This is a genomic window from Streptomyces sp. NPDC030799 (assembly GCF_055572255.1).
Genome location: NZ_JBVIDS010000009.1, coordinates 276,752 through 294,373 on the forward strand (window position 1 = coordinate 276,752; position 17,622 = coordinate 294,373).

The window sequence follows — 17,622 nt, forward strand, 5'->3', positions numbered from 1 at the left end:
CGCCCGAGGCTGCGGCACTCAGGCCTCGTGACGCGGCCCCTTCCCCGGCGGCGGGTCCAGGACGGTTCGGTACTCGTCGCCGGTTACGCGGGACTCTTCCATGCGGTCGTAGATGTCGAGGATGAGGTCCTTGGTGCGGTAGCTGCCATGGGCTGCTTCCTCGTCGTTCTTGAGACGGGAGAACGCGTCCATGACGTACTCCGCGTCATCGCGAGCCAGTCCGTAGAGGTGGAAAAAGGCCGCGTCCAGCTCTGCGCGCAGCAATCCGCGCCGTTCCTCATCCCACCGGAACGGGCGTCCCGCCACACCGATCGCTCTGGCGAAGGCCTCCATGTCACAAGCGGTGTAGGCAAGTTCAGCCACTCTTGCGGCAACCCACTCCGCCACAGTCTCGCCGCTGCTCCACGGACACGGCTGGTCGCCCGTCTCAGGGCTGGGCACTGGAAGCTGGTGGGCCGTGAAGAACTTCAGGTGTGTACCGCTGAACTTCTGACGCGCCACGAAGTCGAGCACGTACGAGGACAGCGCCGCCTGGAGCAGCGCAGGATTGCCGAAGGAAGGCAACATCAACAACGTGCCGTCAGGAACGGCAGTGCGACGCAGAGCAGTGTTGATCATGGTCCGCCGATCCGAGGTCCGGCAGATGTCACGCCACCCCAACAGCCAGTCCTCGTACCACTCCTTGTCCGCCAGCCGCGTCTCCACCCCCGCCCACATGATCCGGTTCCCGTTCTTGTCCCGCTTACCAGAGTCCACGTCGAACTCCGGCGCCCAGTACCGGGGCATCGGAGCGAAGTCGGGGTCGTCGTGCTGTTCCGGCGTCACGCGCGGGAGGGTGCCGACGTTGGCCTGGGCCTGGGTCTGACCCTCGTACGTGCCGAGGCGGTGATCGAAGTGGTGGAGCATCTTCGCCTCGTACAGCGGGAGATAGCGGCGCGTCTTCCCCTCTTCGTCGATGCGCGTGAAGACGTTGCCGGTCAACTGCCAGCCCTCGTCGACCAGTTCCTGTTTGCCCTTGAACAGGTGGGAGTCGGAGGCCATGTTGAACAGGCCCTGCCGGAAGGTCAGCCCCCACGGGTTGCTGCCGCCCCTGCCGTATTCGTCCGGCTCCTTGAGCAGAACCGGGACTCGGCTGTAGATGCCGAAGGTGATCTCCGCGTCGCGCCGGGACTCGAAGACCGGGAGGTTCCCGGTGTTCGGGTTGACCAGCAGGATCTCCTCCAGCGGCATGGTGAACCGGCGGGCAGGCAGGTCCTCCATGTACCAGGTCCCGAATGCGAAGGAAGCCTCCCGGACCTGCTCCTCCCGGCCAGTGACGGTGAGCAGACAGAAGCGCGTCGAATGGTGCACGTCCCGGCTCAGCACCCACGCCTCGTTCTTGAAGTCCAGGAACGACACCAGCCGCTTCGAGCGCACCAAATCGGAGAAGAACGGTGCCGTCGTCGCGTCCGTGGCGATGCCCGTCTGCAGGACCAGCCCGAACCGCCCTCGCGGCGCAATCCCGTGGGACGCTGCCTCCGCGAACAGCGGATACGTGTTCAGCTTGCCGCGCGCGGCCAGCGGGAACCGACCCGACCAGCGTGCGAGATGGGAGAAGCCGTCGGACAGCCGCTTGCCGGCGATGTACTCGGCGTGCAGTTCCCGATCGGCCTCGTCCTCGCTCTCCGCGAGCTCGTCGATCAGGGCCTGGCGTGCCGCCTGGTTCGCAGCCTTGGCGATCTTCGGGGCAAGAGTGGCGAAGTGTTCCTCGGTCTTGAACTCAAGGGTCTCCCACGGCGGATTCCCCAGCACACAGCTGAACCCGCCCTTCCAACCTGTGCGCTCGTCCACCCCCGGCGCCCCTGCATCCGCCGGAACCCGGAAAACCTCCGGGAACTCCAGGTGCCAGTGGAAGAAGCGGTACTCCTCCCGCAGCCGCAGGATCTCCTTCATCGTGCCGTCCGGCAGGCTCGCGCCGCCGTCCTCGGAGTGCAGGGTGAGCAGCGACTTCGTGGTCAGCGCGGGCGGCGTCGCCGTCTTCGTCTTCTTCCAGACGAACGCCGCGCACCACGCGTCGGCCAGCTCCAGCGCCCGGATGTAGTCCGGGGACGTGGTCAGCTCGCGGTACGCCTTGGCCTGGTTCTGAACGTCTTCCAGTTCCTGCGAGTCCGTTCCGGTGATCGCCGAGACCTTCTCACCGAACTCCGCGTTGGACTCGGCCAGCACCTCCTCCTCCGCGAACAGGGCGTCCTGGTTCGCCCCGTGGCGCAGCGCGATCTTCCACGCGGTCCGCTCCGCCGCGTTGCGCTTCTTCAGGTCGGTGACGTGCTTCGGCTCGTCGCCCTCCAGCGGCTTGAACGCGTCGTCGGGCAGGCCCTGGGCCAGCAGCTTCGGCGTGGTGCCCAGGAGGCCGTTGCCGTGCTTGATGTGGGCGTCGAGGAAGGTGAGCGGCCGGCCCGGCTCCATCGCCTCGATCCACAGGGACACCTTGGCCAGCTCGACGGCCATCTTGTTGAGGTCGACGCCGTACACGCACCGCGCGATGACGTCACGCAAGGCGTGCCGTACGTCCTCGGCGCTGGGCTCGGGATCGTCCGTGCGGATCTCGGCGAGGCGGCGGGCGATACGGCGGGCGGCGGCGACCAGGAAGTGGCCGGAGCCGCAGGCGGGGTCGCACACCGTCAGGGCGAGCAGCGCATCCTCGCGCTCCTTCTGCGTCGTACCGGAGCGGACGGCCTGTTCGATCACCGGGTCGAGCGCGGAGTCGAGGAGGCAGTCGATGAGGGGGGACGGGGTGTAGTAGGAACCGGAGGTCTTGCGGTCGTTGCCGTCCAGCTTGGCCAGGACGTACTCGTTGCCCTCGCCGAGGCGCGGCTCCAGTTCGAGCAGTGACTCGTAGACCGAGCCGAGCTCGTCGGCGCCGAGGTGGCGGTAGTCGACCTTGCGGGGGCGGCCCAGCTTGACGTCGTACACCTCGCACAGGGCATGTATGGCCTCGTACAGGGCCTTGTTGGACAGGCTCAGGCCGTCCAGGATCGCGTCCGTACCGGTGGGCTCGAACAGGCCGCCCAGGGCCGGGAGTCCGAGTTCGGGGCGGCCGCCCGGCGTGCCCAGGCCCTCGATGGCCAGCCGCAGCGCCTGCCACTGGTCGCCGTGCAGGGTGCCGGTGCGGCGGGCGACGCGGCGCAGGCGGGCCGTGGAGAAGTACTTCTCGTACGTGTCGCGGGCCTGCTCGGTGGCGTCGGGGTGCAGGAGCAGGTCGCGGTCCTCGGTGACGAAGAGGAACAGCAGGCGGTAGGCGAGGCGCAGCAGGGCCGGGTGGAGGTCGTCGCGGACGTTCTTGTCGCGGGTGCGCAGGGCGTCGCGCAGGTCGGCGTTGTCGGGGTGGTTGATCAGGCCCGTGCCGATCACGGTCAGGGCCTTCTCGACGCCCTTGCGGAGTTCCTTCAGGGCGCGGGTGCCGCTGTCGATGGCTTCGGTGCGCCACTTCTCCAGCGGACAGGTCGCGGCCGGCTCGCCCTCGGCGCGGGGCTCGAAGCGGGTGCGGTGCAGCAGGCGCCACAGGAGGACGAAGTCGTCGGAGCGGTCGCCGTCGAAGATCGCCCGGAGGTCGAACTCGATGAACGCGGCGCCGGTGAGGGACGCGGACTCGCGCAGCAGGCGCAACTGGCGGCCGTTGGAGAGGACGCCCCAGAGGGTGGAGTCCGCCGAGCGGTTGAGGTACTCCTGCACCATCGACTGGGGGGCCTGCTTGGCCAGTTCGGTGGTACGTGTGTCGAGGGGGACGTTCCAGCCGGTGAGGTGGACGGGGACATGCGCCCAGTGGTGGCTGACCTCGAAGTCCTTCTCGCCGTCGTGGGAGGGCAGGCCGGGCGCGAGGACGGGGGTGAGGGCGCCGAAGCCGAGCTGCTCGAAGAGGGGCAGCAGCCAGCGCTCTGTGGTCACGCCGACCGCGTGCACACCGGGGTCGGCGTCGGCGCCGTCGCGGGCCAGGGCGTCCTGGTAGGCGGCCCACACACCGCGCAGATAGCCCCAGGAGCGCTCGGCGGCGTCCCGTACCGAGTCGCCCTTGGCGTACAGGCGGTAGTCGGCGGGCTTGGAACCGGTCTGCTCCTTGCCCTCCTTGATGCGGACCAGGAGGTCGTACGGCAGGAGGCCGCCGACGGTGGCGACGGTGTCGGTGACGAGGGTCCTGGCGGTGCTCATGCGCCCACTCCCTGGGGGAACGTCGGGGCCGGGCGGTAGTGGTACACGCCCAGGATGTCCGGGTCGCCCTGGGGGACGACCTTCAGGCCCGCGAGACGGGCACGGGAGGCGGTGCGGACCCTGCGGTGCGAGGCCTCCAGGGTGCGTCCCAACTCGGCCGACTGGTCCCGTAGTTCGGGCATGATCGCGGGCAGGGCGGCCAGGATCTCGGCGATGTGCTCGGTGGCGAACTTGGGGTCGGTGTTCTGCGTGGCGCGGGCGTCGAGGAGAGCCACGGCCTCGTCCTCCGGCAGCCACTCGGGGGCGTCGGGCCTGCCTCGGTAGGCGACCACGCGGGCGTCCTCGGCAAGCTGCTCGCGCACCGAGCCGTCACGGGCCGGCAGGTTCAGTTGGAATCGGTGGCGCACCAGCAGGAGCGTGGTGTTCCGCTCCACGGCCTTCGTACGGATGACTCCGCAACGGCGGGCCGGACGCTGCCACTCGGGGACCTTGCCGGCGTCGTCGAGGGCCGCGTCAAGTACGAAGCGGGCGATGGCGGCGACCACCGGGTCGGTGCGGGTGAGGGCGGCCTCGCCGCGCGGGGCGCTGGGGGCGTCATGGAAGACGACCGGGCGGGGGTGGCGGGGGCCGAGCGCGTGCGAAACGGTGTCGCGCAGGCCCTGCGGGAGGGCGTCTGTGTGCGCGGTGAAGCCGCCCTGCTTCGTGGGGGCGGGCATACCGCGCAGGGCGCCCAGGGCGCGGCGGGTGAAGTCCCGTACCTCCTCGCCGGTGCCGAGCGCGGCGCGGACCTCGTCGACCTCGGCGGCGACCTCGTCCTTCTTGATGGTGAGCTGGGCGTAGCGGGAGCGGTGGCGCTTCTCCCGCTCGGCGGAGGACTGCCAGGCGATCTCCAGCTGCTCGGCCACCTCCTCCTGCGCGAACAGCCCCTCCTGCTCGTACGCCGACCGCTCACCGCGCAGGATCAGGCCCTCGAACACGGCCTGCATGGCGCTCTCGGACTCCTGCGGCACGGGCACGGAGATGCCGGTGACCCGGCGGATGCGCTCGTGCTTGCGCAGGAGGACGTTGAGGACGATGCCGTCGACGGGGTTGTCGGCGCCGTACAGGGTGAGCGCCTTGACGACGTCGGTGCGCTGGCCGAAGCGGTCCACGCGGCCCTCGCGCTGCTCGTGGCGGGTCGGGTTCCACGCGAGGTCGTAGTGGACGACGGCGTCGAAGGACTCCTGGAGGTTGACGCCCTCGGACAGGCAGTCGGTGGCGACCAGGACGCGGCGCTCGGGTGCGGGGTTGCCGTCCTCGTCGGTGCCGGTCAGCTCGGCGATGCGGGTGACGCGCTGGTCGGGCGAGAGTTCGCCGGTGACGGAGGCGACCGCGACCGGGTGGTCCGTGCCCTTCTTGTTGAGGGCCTTCCTGAGGTGGTCGGCCACGTAGTCGGCGGTCGCGATGTAGCGGCAGAAGACGATGGGCCGGTAGCCCTCGTCGAGCAGGTCGGAGACCGTGGTGATCAGCTTCTTCAGCTTGGCGTCGCGGGTCGGGCCGTAGAGCTTCTTGGCCGATTCGGCCATCGCGACCAGGCGGGCCTTCTCCTCGTCGTCGGCCTCGTCGTCGCTCTCGGTACCGGTGTCCGTGGGCAGTCGGGTGCCCGGTACGGCGTCCGCGGACTCGGGGGTCTCGCTGTCGGCCGGGTCGGAGACGGTGCGCTCTCCGGTGCGGTCCGCCTCGGCGGGGGTGTCCGCCTCCTCGACGCCGGCGCGGGTGTTCAGGGACTGCACGGCGGCGGCCGGGGAGGAGGACAGGGTGCGCAGCAGGGCAAGGGTGGACCACCAGCGCTGGCGCTGCTGGAGGGCGCCGTCGGCCGCCCGTACGGTCTCGCGGGCGTACGACAGGACCTCGTCGAGGAGCTTCTTGTAGTCGCGGTGCAGGGTGTAGGCGGTCTCGGCGGTGTCCCGGGAGGACGGGAAGTGGGCGCCGTCCTGGAAGTCCTCGCGGATGTCGGCGCGGCGGCGCTGCACGAAGAACTCGGCGAGCAGCCTGCGGCCCGCGTCGGTGTCGAGGGGGACGGCGGCCAAGCGGTCGTCGAGCAGGCCGATCAGACGGCGGAAGGGCTCCTCCTTGCCACTGTGCGGAGTGGCCGTCACGAGGAGGAGGTGGCGGTCGGTCCGGTCGGCCAGGGCGCGCAGCAGCGAGTACCGCTGCTGGGAGGAGCGGGCGGACGCGCCGACCGTGGCGTCGGAGACGCAGGAGTGCGCCTCGTCGACGATCACCAGGTCGGGGCAGTTGCGCAGGAAGTCCTCGCGGTGGCGGGGGGACTTGATGAAGTCGGTGGAGACGACGTACGCGCCGTCGGGGCGGAACACCGACTGGCCGTACGGGGTCTCGCGCTCCAGACGCCCGATCGTGGACGGCAGTACGAGACGGGCGTCAACGCCGAACTTGCCGTACAGCTCGGCCCGCCACTGCTCGGCCAGGGCGGGCGAACACAGCACGACCAGGCCTCGGGCGTCGCCCTGCGCCAGCAGCTCGGCGGCGATCAGCCCGGCCTCGACCGTCTTGCCGATGCCGACGTCGTCGGCGATCAGCAGCCGTACGGTGTCCTGGCGCAGCGCCATCAGCAGCGGGACCAGCTGGTAGGGGCGTGGGTCGACGGCGATCGAGGCGAGCGACCGGAAGGGGCCCGCGCCGGAGCGGAAGCCGATACGCAGGGCGCTGCGCAGCAGCCCGGCGGCCTGCTGGTCGCCGAGGTCGGAGGGGGTGGGCGGGGCGAAAGTAGCCTGGACCACGGTCTCCAGGCCGGGCAGGACGCCCGCGATGTCGTCGTCGGCGCCACCGAGCGGGCGCAGGACGAGCAGGTCGGGTGTGGAGTCGGGCAGCACGACCCACTCACGGCCCCGGGCGTGGACGAGGGAACCGACGGCGTACGGCCGGGTCGGCTGGGCGGCGGTGGTCATGCGGGCCTTCCGGGTCGGGGCGGTAGGGGTCGTTCGGGCGGGTCAGCCAGGGCGGCGGCCGGGCGGATCGCGTGTGGTCGTGGGACCGGGGCGGGCCGAAGGGGTCCGCCCCGGTCCCTGAGATCAGCGGCGCGCCTCGCCGAACACCGAAGGGTAGTCGGCCACGGCCTTCGACCAGTCGTCGTCGTAGCGGATGCGGATGACCTCCCAGCCGATCTCCTTCAGCCGCTCGGCGGCCTCCTCGTCGCGCAGCGTCGTCTCGGCATGGTCGTGGTGCGGGCCGTCGACGAAGACCGCTACCGGACCGAAGGATGTGTCGTAGACGAAGTCAGGCTTGGACAGGGCCGCGCTCAGCCTGACCTGCTGGTGGTCGGGCAGGCGGTGGCCGTGGGTCCTGAGGTAGGCGACGAACCGCTCCTCCAGGGAGGAGTCGGCGCCCTCGATGAGCGCGTCGGCGTGCTCGTCGCGGGTGCGGCCCGCGTGGCTGGAGCCGACCTCGCCGCCCGCGAAGTCCATCAGCAACTGCTTCACCAGGTGGCGGTCGATCATCCGGTGGTGGCGCTGGTTGCCGAAGGAGAGCAGGCAGTCGTAGCAGCCCTTCTCGCACGGGTCGCCATTGCGCTTCTCGGCTCCCCGGTCGCGCCCGATCTGGTCGAAGTGCGCGATCTCCAGGGCCCGCCGGGCGGCGCGGGCGAGCGCGTCGGGCTCGGCCTGGAGGCGGCGCAGGACGCCCGCGCCGCCCTCGGCGCTCTCGATGAACAGCAGCCGCTCGCGGGGACCGTCGTGCGGCGGCAGCTCCTCGGTGTCCAGCTCGGAGTCCTCCAGCTGGAACTCGGCCTCGATGCCCCGCTCCAGCGCGTACTGGAGGGTGATCGCGGTGTCCTTGTCGACGGGGGCCGCGAGCTTGAGGACGAGGATGTTGCGGGTGTCCTGGACGTACGGGATGACGGGGATCTTGCGCACGACCTTCTCCGCGTCGGCGAGGCCCTCGTCCTCCACCGGGGTCTCCCGGCCGGGCGCGCTCGTGCTCTGCTTGCCGGTGGAGCCGGCCAGCCACTGGCCGGTGACCGGGTCGAGCCAGAAGCCGATCTCGCCCTTGGCGACGGAGCGGCGGTAGCCCAGGTTGGTGAGCCGGACGGTGGCGCTGTCGCCGTAGACCAGCTCGGCGAGGAGGCGGCCGGCCGCGGCCTTCGCCTCGGCGCGCAGCGAACCGTCCCGGCCGTCCTCGTGCTGTTTGAAACGGTAGGAGATCTCCACCGCGTAGCCCGTGCGCTGGCGCTCCTCCTCGTCGGAGGAGATCCGGTCACGACGGTGGGTGAAGACGGTGTGCAGGTGCAGCAGCCCGGTGCGGGGGTCGCCGTACGAACTGCCGCAGCCCAGGCAGGTGTCCTCGCGCCGCTCCTCGGGGGACAGATAGCCGCAGCCCTGGCACACCTTGGCGCTCTCGGTGGTCAGTTCGCCGCTGGTGTCCGGGGGCAGCTGTACCCGGTCCACCTTGAACCGGCTGCCCTCGTGGTAAATCAGCGCGCCCGGCCCGAACTCGCGGATCGCGATGAAGCGGGACCGCTGGAGGTAGTCGCCGTCGTAGCCGCGGCTGGTGCGGCCGGTGCCGGGGATGTACGCGGCGAGCGGCAGCCGGGGGAAGGAGTAGCCGGGCAGGAAGCCCTCGGAGGCGAAGTAGCGGTACGGGTAGAAGTCGGACAGCACCGTGCGCTCGCCTCCCTGCCTGTTCTCCAGGAGGGCGATCTGGTTCTCCGCCTGGGCGCGGCGGCGGACGGCCTGGGCCTGGGAGCGGCCGGTCGCCGTGCGGTTGCGGATGTTGTCGTGCTGGATCTCCCGCTCCTCCAGGGCCTTGCGGTAGAGGTTCCGCCAGCGTCCGCACTTCTCGTCGAAGCGGCCGGGGGCCTTGGCGACGGTGTCCTCCAGCCACTGCTCGTGCCACCAGGACGTCTCGCGCAGGGCGTCGACGCAGCCCGCGAGGACGGTGCGGGCCCGGACGAGGGCACGCTGCTGGGCTGCCGGATTGCCGATCTGCTCCCGAACCTCGGGCAGCAGTTGCAGCGAGGGAACCTTGCCGTCCGTGTCGAGGATCTTCGTCATGCTGCGGCCGAGTTCGAGGCGGGTCTCGGCGAGCCAGATGGCGTGCACGTGCGAGGCGAGCAGGTCCTCGTTGGCCAGGTCGAGGCGGGGCGCGGCGACGGTGCCAGCGACCATCTGGTCGGAGCGGGTGAAGTAGTACTGGTCGTGGCTGTTGCCGGTCGCGCAGTACGTGGTGACCAGCGCGGGCTGGCCCGAGCGGCCCGCGCGGCCCGAGCGCTGTGCGTAGTTCGCGGGGGTCGGCGGAACGTTGCGGAGGTTGACGGCGTTGAGGCTGGCGATGTCGACGCCGAGCTCCATCGTGGGCGAGCAGTACAGCAGGGGCAGCGGCACCCCCTTGCTGAACAGCTTCTCCCGCTCCTCGCGGACGTCGGGGTGTACCTGGGCGGTGTGCTCGGCGGCGTGCAGTCCGGCGAAGGTGGACGCGACCTCCTTGTAGAGACCCTTGAAGAAGGCGTTGACGCGGGGGCCCCGGCCGGTGCGGTAGGTGCGGCGCAGCCGGTCCACCGCGCCGTGCTCATCGTCGCGGGCGTGCCAGCGGATCACCGGGTGGTGGATCTGGTAGCCGGGGTCCTCGCCCCGGCCCTGGGTGATCCGGCTCAGTACGCCGCCGTCGGCGAGGATTTCGAGTAGGTCGCGGATCACGTCCTGGGCGTCATCGAGGGAAAGGTCGTGGCTCCAGTCCGGGAAGGTCTCCGGTTTGCGGACGTGGCGGCCGAAAGCGCCGCGGCCTGTGAGGTTCTTCTCGCTGCGGCTATGGCCGGGCCGCCCCGCGCGCGGCAGGGCGACGGTCGGTGTGGGGGGCGCCGCCTCGGTGTCGGCGATCCCCCAGGCATCGTTGAGCTTCGCCGACTCCTTGCGCAGCTCGTTGAACTTGGCCTCGGTGAAGTACGGGGTGTCCACGGCCCGCTGGCGGCGCAGCTCGTCCATGAGGACCCCGGCGAGATCGAGCCGGGTGGCGGGAGTGGCGGTGCGCAGCGGCCCCGCCGCCCGCTGCCAGCGCTCCTCGTCCTCGGCGATCTGGTCGAGCCCCGCGTACTCCAGGCCGAGCAGGCCGGTCTGCTCCAGGTTGGGCATGGTGACCCGCCAGCCGCGCTCCAGGTCCAGGAAGAGCCGGTACTCGGCCACCTGGGCCAGCGCGTCCCGGGTCTCCTCGGCGAGCGCTTCCACTTCGGTGGGGTTGTTGGCGTACTCGTGCGGGGCCAGCCCCAGGGCCTCGACGACCTCCTCGCCCAGCCGTTTCCAGCGCAGCCCCTTCTCCCCCGCCTTCAGCATCGCGCGGTACAGCGCACCCCGCAGCTGGGTGACCATCACGAAGTCGTTGAAGTGCCCGGACTGCAGACTGGCGTCCTGCCGGTTGTCGACGAAGGTGAGCAACTTGCGCGCGTCCTTGCCGAGTTCCTTCTCCGGCAGACTCTTCAGGTGGCGCACGATGGAAGCGCTGACGACAGACGTGGCCGTGGACCGGCCCTCCTGGTCGAGCGTCATCAGCTTGGCGAAATCCCGCTCCCGCACTTCCTCGTAGCTGACCCCGCACTCCAGGCAGAACAGGAACGGGGCGGGCACGTAGGCGGCGTACAGGCCGTCCCCGTCCTTGTTCACCGCCGCGCCGTCGGGCCTCACCCACACAGGCTGCGGTGCGCGCTTCTTGCGGCTCGCGGTGAGGACGGGTGTGCCCTTCTTCGGGTCGAGGGTGAGCCAGCTGTCGGGGAAGCGGCGCTGGTCGATCGCGTCCGCGACGCGCTCGGGCCACGGGTTGGCAGCCGAGAGGTAGAGGTAGCCCTGCTCGTCGTCCGCGTCCTCACGGGTGCGGAAGGCGACCGTGCCGTCGTCGCTCTGCTCGCGGGCGACGGTGAGGTACTCCTGGCCGCACTCGCGGCAGAAGGACAGCGGCAGCAGGAGCTTCTCCGGCTCTCCAGGCACCCGCTGCTGGTAGGTGCGGGTGATGTGGCGGCTCTCCGCCGGCTCCAGGGAGACGTACGCCGAGCCACCCTTGGAGAGGAACTGATGGAGGCGGAACGCGAACAGCGCGCGGTCCTCATCGTCGCGAACCTGCGTACCGGCCCGGAGCGTGGACCGGATGGCCTTGGCGCAGGCGGTGTACCGCTCGTCCTCGGGTGCATCACGCGGGACGTCGAAGGCATCCTCGCGCAGGGCACGCGCAGCGAGTTCCACGGTGGTGGGCTTGGCGCGCACCAGCAGACGGGTGCCGTCCTCGTCGGTGGTCTCGGTAAGGCCGAAGGCGGTCTCGACCCAGCGGGCCAACGGGTCGGCCTTGAGTGCGTCGTACTCCAGCGGAGGGTTGTTCTCCCTTACGCGGGCGGCGAGTTCGGCACGCATGGGAGGCGTGTCCCCGGTTGCACGGACCAGGGTCTCGCCCACCACCCGGTCCGGGGAGATCTCCGTGTCGAACAGCGTGGAGGCGACCTCGGCGACCTCACGGCGGCGGGCGGCAGGGGTGCCCTTGGTGGACATGGTGGCAGAGGTGCCGACGCACTGCAGGGCGGGCGACTCGCACGCCTCGCGGACACGCCGGACCAGCAGGGCGACGTCGGCGCCCTGACGGCCGCGGTAGGTGTGCAGTTCGTCCAGGACGAGGAAGCGCAGGCCCTTGGCCCGGCCGATGAGTTGCTTGCGCTCCTCGGGGCGGGTGAGCATCAGCTCGAGCATCACGTAGTTGGTGAGCAGGATGTCCGGGGGGGTGTCGAGGACCGCGTCCTTCTCGGACTGCTTCTCCTGGCCGGTGTAACGGGCGTAGGTGACGGGCTCGTTGCCCTCGCCGTATCCGGCCGTGAGGAACTTCTTCAGCTCACCCCTCTGACTGTTGGCCAAGGCGTTCATCGGGTAGACGATGATCGCCTTGATGCTCGGAGGGTCTCCGGGCTGCTTCTCACGCAGGATCCGGCTGACGATGGGCACGATGTAACCGAGGCTCTTGCCGGATCCGGTGCCGGTCGTCAGGACGTAGGAGTCCTTCGAGTCGGCGGCCTCGATGGCGTCGCGCTGGTGCCGGTGGAAGCGGATGGGACGAATCGTCGCGCCCCGCTTGTCCTTGCCGGTGCGGAAGATCCGCTTGCACTCGGGGTGGAGGAGGCCGAGGTCGTCGGCGAGGTGGTCGACGGTGCCGCCGCTCGCGAAGCTCGGGTTGAGCGAGAGCCAGGGGTCGGGCCACTGGTCGCCGTCGGCAAGGGACTTGGACACCTTCTCGCCGATCCGCGGGTCGTCGATCACCACCGATCCGGACGTGTATTCCTTGTAGTCCCGGATGAGCCGACGGTGCACCTCGAAGACGTCCACGTGATCCTCACTAGCTCCCGACGTAATCCACGCATCACCGTAGTGGGTGAGGCGCAGGGGACGAACCGCCCCGCCTTCACCCCATTAGAGCAAGAGATTGTGAACTCAGTCAACGAACCAAGCGTCGCGCGGGCGGCATTCCAAGCACCGCCCGTGTCACACTCTCCCTGACACCAGCCCGGGCAGGGCGCGGCAGGGCACGGAGGGGACGGGCCGCAGCGCAAATGGAAACCGGAACACTGATCGCCGGTCGCTACCGGATCAAGCGCCTCATCGGCCGGGGCGGCATGGGAGTCGTCTGGCTCGCCCACGACGAGAACCTGGGCCGCGACGTGGCGCTGAAGACCATGAACGTCGATCCCGGACTCACCGAGGAGCAGCGCGCCCGCGACGCCGAAAGGTTCCGCCGGGAGGCGCAGGCCGTCGCGCGACTCGACCACGCGGGCCTCGCCACCGTCTACGACCTCGGCGAGGAGAACGGCACCCGCTTTCTCGTCATGCAGTACGTGATCGGACCCCCGCTCGACGACCGGATCGTCGAGGAGGGCCCGCTCTCCATCGAGGAGACCGCGTCGATCGGCGTCCAGATCGCCTCGGTCCTGGGTTCCGTGCACGCCCGCGACGTCGTGCACCGCGACCTCAAGGGCAGCAACGTCGTGATCCGCACGGACGGCGTGGTCAAGGTCCTGGACTTCGGCGTCGCCGCCTTCCTCGACCCGGACACCACAGGCCTCACCACGACCGGCGAGCGCCCCGGCAGCCTGGAGTGCATGGCGCCGGAACAGGTGCAGGGCAAGCCGGTCGACCCCCGCACCGATCTGTACGCGTTGGGCTGCCTGCTGTACGCGATGCTGACGGGCGAGCCGGTCTTCACGCACGAGTCCGAACTGATGCTGCCGGGCATGATCGTTGAGCAGCCGCCCGTACCGCCCGGAAGGCTTCGCGCGGGCATCCCCTCCGAACTGGAGGACCTGGTGCTCCAGTTACTGGCCAAGGACCCCGACGAGCGACCCGCCCACGCCGGCGAGGTGTGGCGGCGCCTCGCCGTATGGCTGCCCGAGCGCCGCACCCCCGAACAGGCACTCCTCCCGTGGGCCGAAGTGGACCCGCTGCGTCCCTTCACCCACCCGATGGGACCCGAGGCCCGGCCGGTGCGGGCATGGGCAACATCGGGGCGGAGCGGCCGAGCCGGGCGGACGGGGGCGGCGTCCGGGCGGAACAGCCGGCCGTCGCGCTGACCCGCGCGCCTCGCCGACCGGAACTCGATACGGCCCCAACCCACCATTATGCATCTGTGAACAAAGTCAATGGTCATGTACGCTGGCGGGTGCAGTTCGGAGGAAGGGTGGCTTGATCACACACCCATGACCGAGGGAAAAGTCCTCCCTCCACCAGAAATGCCCTGGGAGTGCAGATGTCCACATCGCGCGCCGTACCGGTGACCTTGGCCGAAATCGCCCGCCTTGCGGGTGTGGGACGAGCCGCGGTGAGCAACTGGCGGCGGCGGCATCCGTCCTTCCCCGAGCGGATCGCCGGCACCGACACCAACCCTCAGTTCTCCTTGACCGACATCGAGGGCTGGCTGCGCGACAACAAGAAGTTGAAGAAGTCCGCCGAGAGGGAATGGCTCTGGCCCGGTTTCGAGGCGCTCGGCGGGCGTGACGAGACGGGCGCCGCGATCGCCGATGTAGGACGACTCCTCTCCGGGCGGGTGAGCGGCGAAGGTGAAGAGATCCGTGCCGACACACGAGAGCTGATCGAACGGGCCGTGGGTCTCGGCCGGCGTGAAGGGGCCACGGAAACGTTCGCGTTTCTGCTGCGCCGCTGGCTCGACGTCCATGTGCGCCAGATCGCCACGACCCCGGAACCGCTGGCAGCCCTCATGGCACAACTCGCCCTCGGGGCGGCCAACGGCGTGGCGGGCGACAGCCCGGGCAGCTCCGGCGGCACCACGGTCATGGACCCTGCTTGCGGCCCCGGGCATCTCCTCCTGGCCGCGGCCGACGCCGCGAGGGCATCGGGCGCCGGGACGCTCACGCTGCTCGGCAGTGACCGGGACGCCGTCCTCGCCTCGCTGGCGGACTCCCGCATGGCCCTCGCCGAGAACGAGGGCCACAAGGAGAAGGAGTGGGCGCAGGTCTCCGTACGGGCTGCTGACTCGCTACGCGACGACCCGTTCTCCGGCACCCCCGCCGACATCGTCCTGTGCAACCCGCCCTTCAACGAACGGGACTGGGGATACGAGGAGCTGGCCACCGACGCCCGCTGGAGCCACGGCCTTCCCCCGCGCACCGAGCCCGAACTCGCCTGGGTCCAGCACTGCCTGGCCCAGCTGCGGCCCGGCGGCACCGCAGTACTGCTGCTGCCGCCTGCCGTCGCGGCCAGAAAGGCCGGCCGCCGCATCCGCGGCTCGCTGCTGCGCACCGGGCAACTGCGGGCCGTCGTCGCGCTGCCGCCGGGCTGCGCCGCACCGCACAGCGTCTCCCTGCACCTGTGGGTGCTGCGGATGCCCGCTCACGGGGAAGGCACACCGGTGGGCCATCGGCTGCTGGTCGCCGACGCGGCCTCGCGCTTCCCCCGGGACCCGGAGGAGAAGTGGACCCCCGACTGGGCGGCGATCAGCGCTTTCGTGCGCGAGGCCGTCGAAGAGGCGGACTCCCCACAGGCCCCTGCCTACGTACGACAGGTTCCCGTCATCGAACTCCTCGACGACGAGGTCGACCTGACCCCTGGACGTCACATCACCCCGTCCCCGGCGGACACGGCACCCCGACTAGCCGAATCCTGGCGGGAGTTCAACGGCCTCACCGCGAACGTGAACAAGTCGGCCAAGCTGCTCGCGGCGCTGGAACTCGCCACGGCTGAGGCGGACACACCGACGGCGACCACAGTCGCCGAGCTCGCCCGGGCCGGGGCGCTCACCCTGCGCGGCGGCCAGCAGCCGCCGGAGGAATCGGTCCACGCCGGCCCGCCGTCCGACGACGGCATTCCCCTCCTCACCGTCCCCGATCTTCTGGTGGACGGCGAACCCCGCAGCTGGCTCGCTCCCGACACCGCTGCGGCCGGCGAGGCCGTGATCGCCGAACCCGGGGACATCGTGGTGGTGGGCGTCGCACGTGCCTTCTCCGCCTGGGTCCACGAGGGGCCGCCGACCGCCCTCGGCCCGCAACTGCATGCCGTGCGAGTACAGCCCGAACAGCTCGACGCCTGGTTCCTCGCCGGTTCACTGCGGGCTCCCGCCAATGCCCGGCAGGCCGGCACCCACACCACGAACTCCTCCCGTATCGACGTCCGCCGTCTCCAGATCCGCCAGGTTCCCCTCGGAGAACAGCGGCGCTACGGAGAGGTGTTCCGCGAACTCACCGCCTTCGAACGGCTGTTGCGCCGTACCGCCGACCTCGGCACCAGCCTTGTCCGCGACCTCGGCGACGAACTGGCGGCCGGACGCCTGGCCAACCAGGCGTAGCACATCGGCCCGCCCACGCCGGCCGACGTCACGCCTCCCTGCGCCTGGGCTCGGCCAGACGGGCCGCGAGCTGGGCGTCGACCGCGTGGCGTACGGCCTCGACACGAGCCGCTAGTTCCGGTGGCAGTCCGGCGGCGGTGCGGCCCGCCGTGTCGACCGCCGCGATGGCCGCCTCCAGTTCCCCGAACGTGAGTCGGCACTCGGCCGTGCGCAGCCGGATCAGCGCGCGATCGGCCCGCTCAGCCGGGCCGTCCCCGTGAATCAGATCGTTGTCGACGGCCTGATAGAGGCGGGCAGCAGCGCCGAAGTTGCCGGACAGGCGGAATCCGTCCGCAGCCCCCTGCCACACGCGACGCACCAGAGGGCGCCGCTCACCCCACTCCTCGCGGACCCGTTCGGTCAGACCGTGCAGCCGGTCGGTCGCGTCGCCCGGCTCACCGGACGCGATCTCCGACTCGGCCTGCGCACAGAGCTGTTCCACCATGCGGGCGTCCAGCCACTCATCGGCCGGTGCGGACGCGACAGGCAGCGGGGGAGCAACCGGGCGCGGACGGACAGCCCGGTCCCGCGGCCGGCGCATGGGGGTGGTGGGGTCGGGGTGGGTGCGGGGCCGGGGCTCGGGATCGCCGACCCTCGGGGCGAACGGGTCGAGGACCTCCAGGACCTCGTCAACGGCCGGGCGCTGCTCGGGCTTCTTGGCGAGCATCCGCAGCACCAGATCGTCGATCGGCTCCGGGATGCCCGCGGCGTACGTGCTCGGTGGGAGCGGCTCCTCGTTGAGGTGCTTGTCGGTCAGGCCGGACTCTGCGCCGAGCGGGAACGGGGGCCGCCCGGTGAGGAGTTCGTAGAAGATGCAGCCGAAGCAGTAGACATCGGTGCGCGTGGTGGGCTCGCGCTCCAGGAGCTGCTCCGGCGCCAGATAGCCGCGGGTGCCAAGCGTCGAACCGTGTGCCGTGTAACGGGTGGCGTCGGCGTGCAGCGGCTTGGCGATGCCGAAGTCGATGAGAACGGCCCACCCCTCTTCATCGATCATGATGTTCGCGGGCTTGAGGTCACGGTGTACGACCGGGAGCGTGTGCGCGCAGGCCAACGCCCCTGCCACCTGGATGGCGACGGCAACCGCCGTGGCCAGAGGCAGGGGGCTGTGCTCGTCGAGGAAGGTCCGCAGACTCACTCCGGTCACCAGGCGCATGGCGATGTAGGGGACGCCCCGGTGCGATCCGCTCCCGTACAGTTCGGTGATGCCCGGGTGGTCGAGCGTGCCCAGGAGGTTGGCCTCGCGCCGGAAACGGGCGTTCCTCACGGCGAGTTCGGCCTCCCGCTCGTACGGGTCGAGGCAGTACAGGGCCTCGGAGTCGTGGCGCAGGAACTTCACCGCCACCTCCCGCCCCCCGGACACCTCTCGGGCCCGCCAGACCTGGGCCATCCCGCCCTTGCCCAGAGAGTCCTTCAACTCGTAGCGCTCGTCGACCAGATCACCCACGCCGGGCTTGTACGTGTCCGCGTCCACCACCGTGCCCCTTCGCACCACTGCGCATCAGACCCACCAGCGTAGCGTGAAACACTCTGGGCGCGAGCCGTCTATGGACTCAGTTCACAAACTTATGCCATGCTCGAGTGGTGCCCGGA

General features: G+C 70.5%; 6 protein-coding genes. 2 read left to right on the plus strand and 4 right to left on the minus strand.

Annotated features, from left to right (window positions below; translation table 11 throughout):
• Nucleotides 1-18: 18 nt before the first annotated feature.
• From ACZ41I_RS23875 to ACZ41I_RS23885, 3 genes are all read right to left on the minus strand, one after another.
• Nucleotides 19-4,185, minus strand: a complete 4,167-nt coding sequence (locus ACZ41I_RS23875) for an Eco57I restriction-modification methylase domain-containing protein (protein ID WP_468515002.1) — start codon at nucleotides 4,183-4,185, stop codon at nucleotides 19-21.
• Nucleotides 4,182-7,133, minus strand: a complete 2,952-nt coding sequence (locus ACZ41I_RS23880) for a helicase-related protein (RefSeq protein ID WP_468515003.1) — start codon at nucleotides 7,131-7,133, stop codon at nucleotides 4,182-4,184. Before ACZ41I_RS23880 ends, ACZ41I_RS23875 begins: the two co-directional genes overlap by 4 nt.
• A 123-nt stretch (nucleotides 7,134-7,256) precedes the next feature.
• Nucleotides 7,257-12,527 (minus strand): DEAD/DEAH box helicase, encoded by a 5,271-nt coding sequence (locus ACZ41I_RS23885; protein WP_468515004.1) that lies wholly within the window; start codon nucleotides 12,525-12,527, stop codon nucleotides 7,257-7,259.
• A 224-nt stretch (nucleotides 12,528-12,751) separates the two neighbouring features.
• Between ACZ41I_RS23885 and ACZ41I_RS23890 the strand changes: the two genes are divergently transcribed.
• Nucleotides 12,752-13,765: a serine/threonine-protein kinase gene (locus ACZ41I_RS23890; RefSeq protein WP_468515005.1), complete on the plus strand. Its 1,014-nt coding sequence runs from the start codon at nucleotides 12,752-12,754 to the stop codon at nucleotides 13,763-13,765.
• 176 nt (nucleotides 13,766-13,941) lie between these two features.
• A complete protein-coding gene (locus ACZ41I_RS23895; protein WP_468515006.1) occupies nucleotides 13,942-15,993 on the plus strand; it encodes an HsdM family class I SAM-dependent methyltransferase in 2,052 nt (683 codons plus the stop codon).
• A gap of 28 nt (nucleotides 15,994-16,021) precedes the next feature.
• Here ACZ41I_RS23895 and ACZ41I_RS23900 read toward each other — a convergent pair whose 3' ends face one another.
• Nucleotides 16,022-17,503, minus strand: coding sequence for a serine/threonine-protein kinase (locus ACZ41I_RS23900; RefSeq protein WP_468515007.1), 1,482 nt, complete (start codon nucleotides 17,501-17,503; stop codon nucleotides 16,022-16,024).
• Nucleotides 17,504-17,622: the final 119 nt, after the last annotated feature.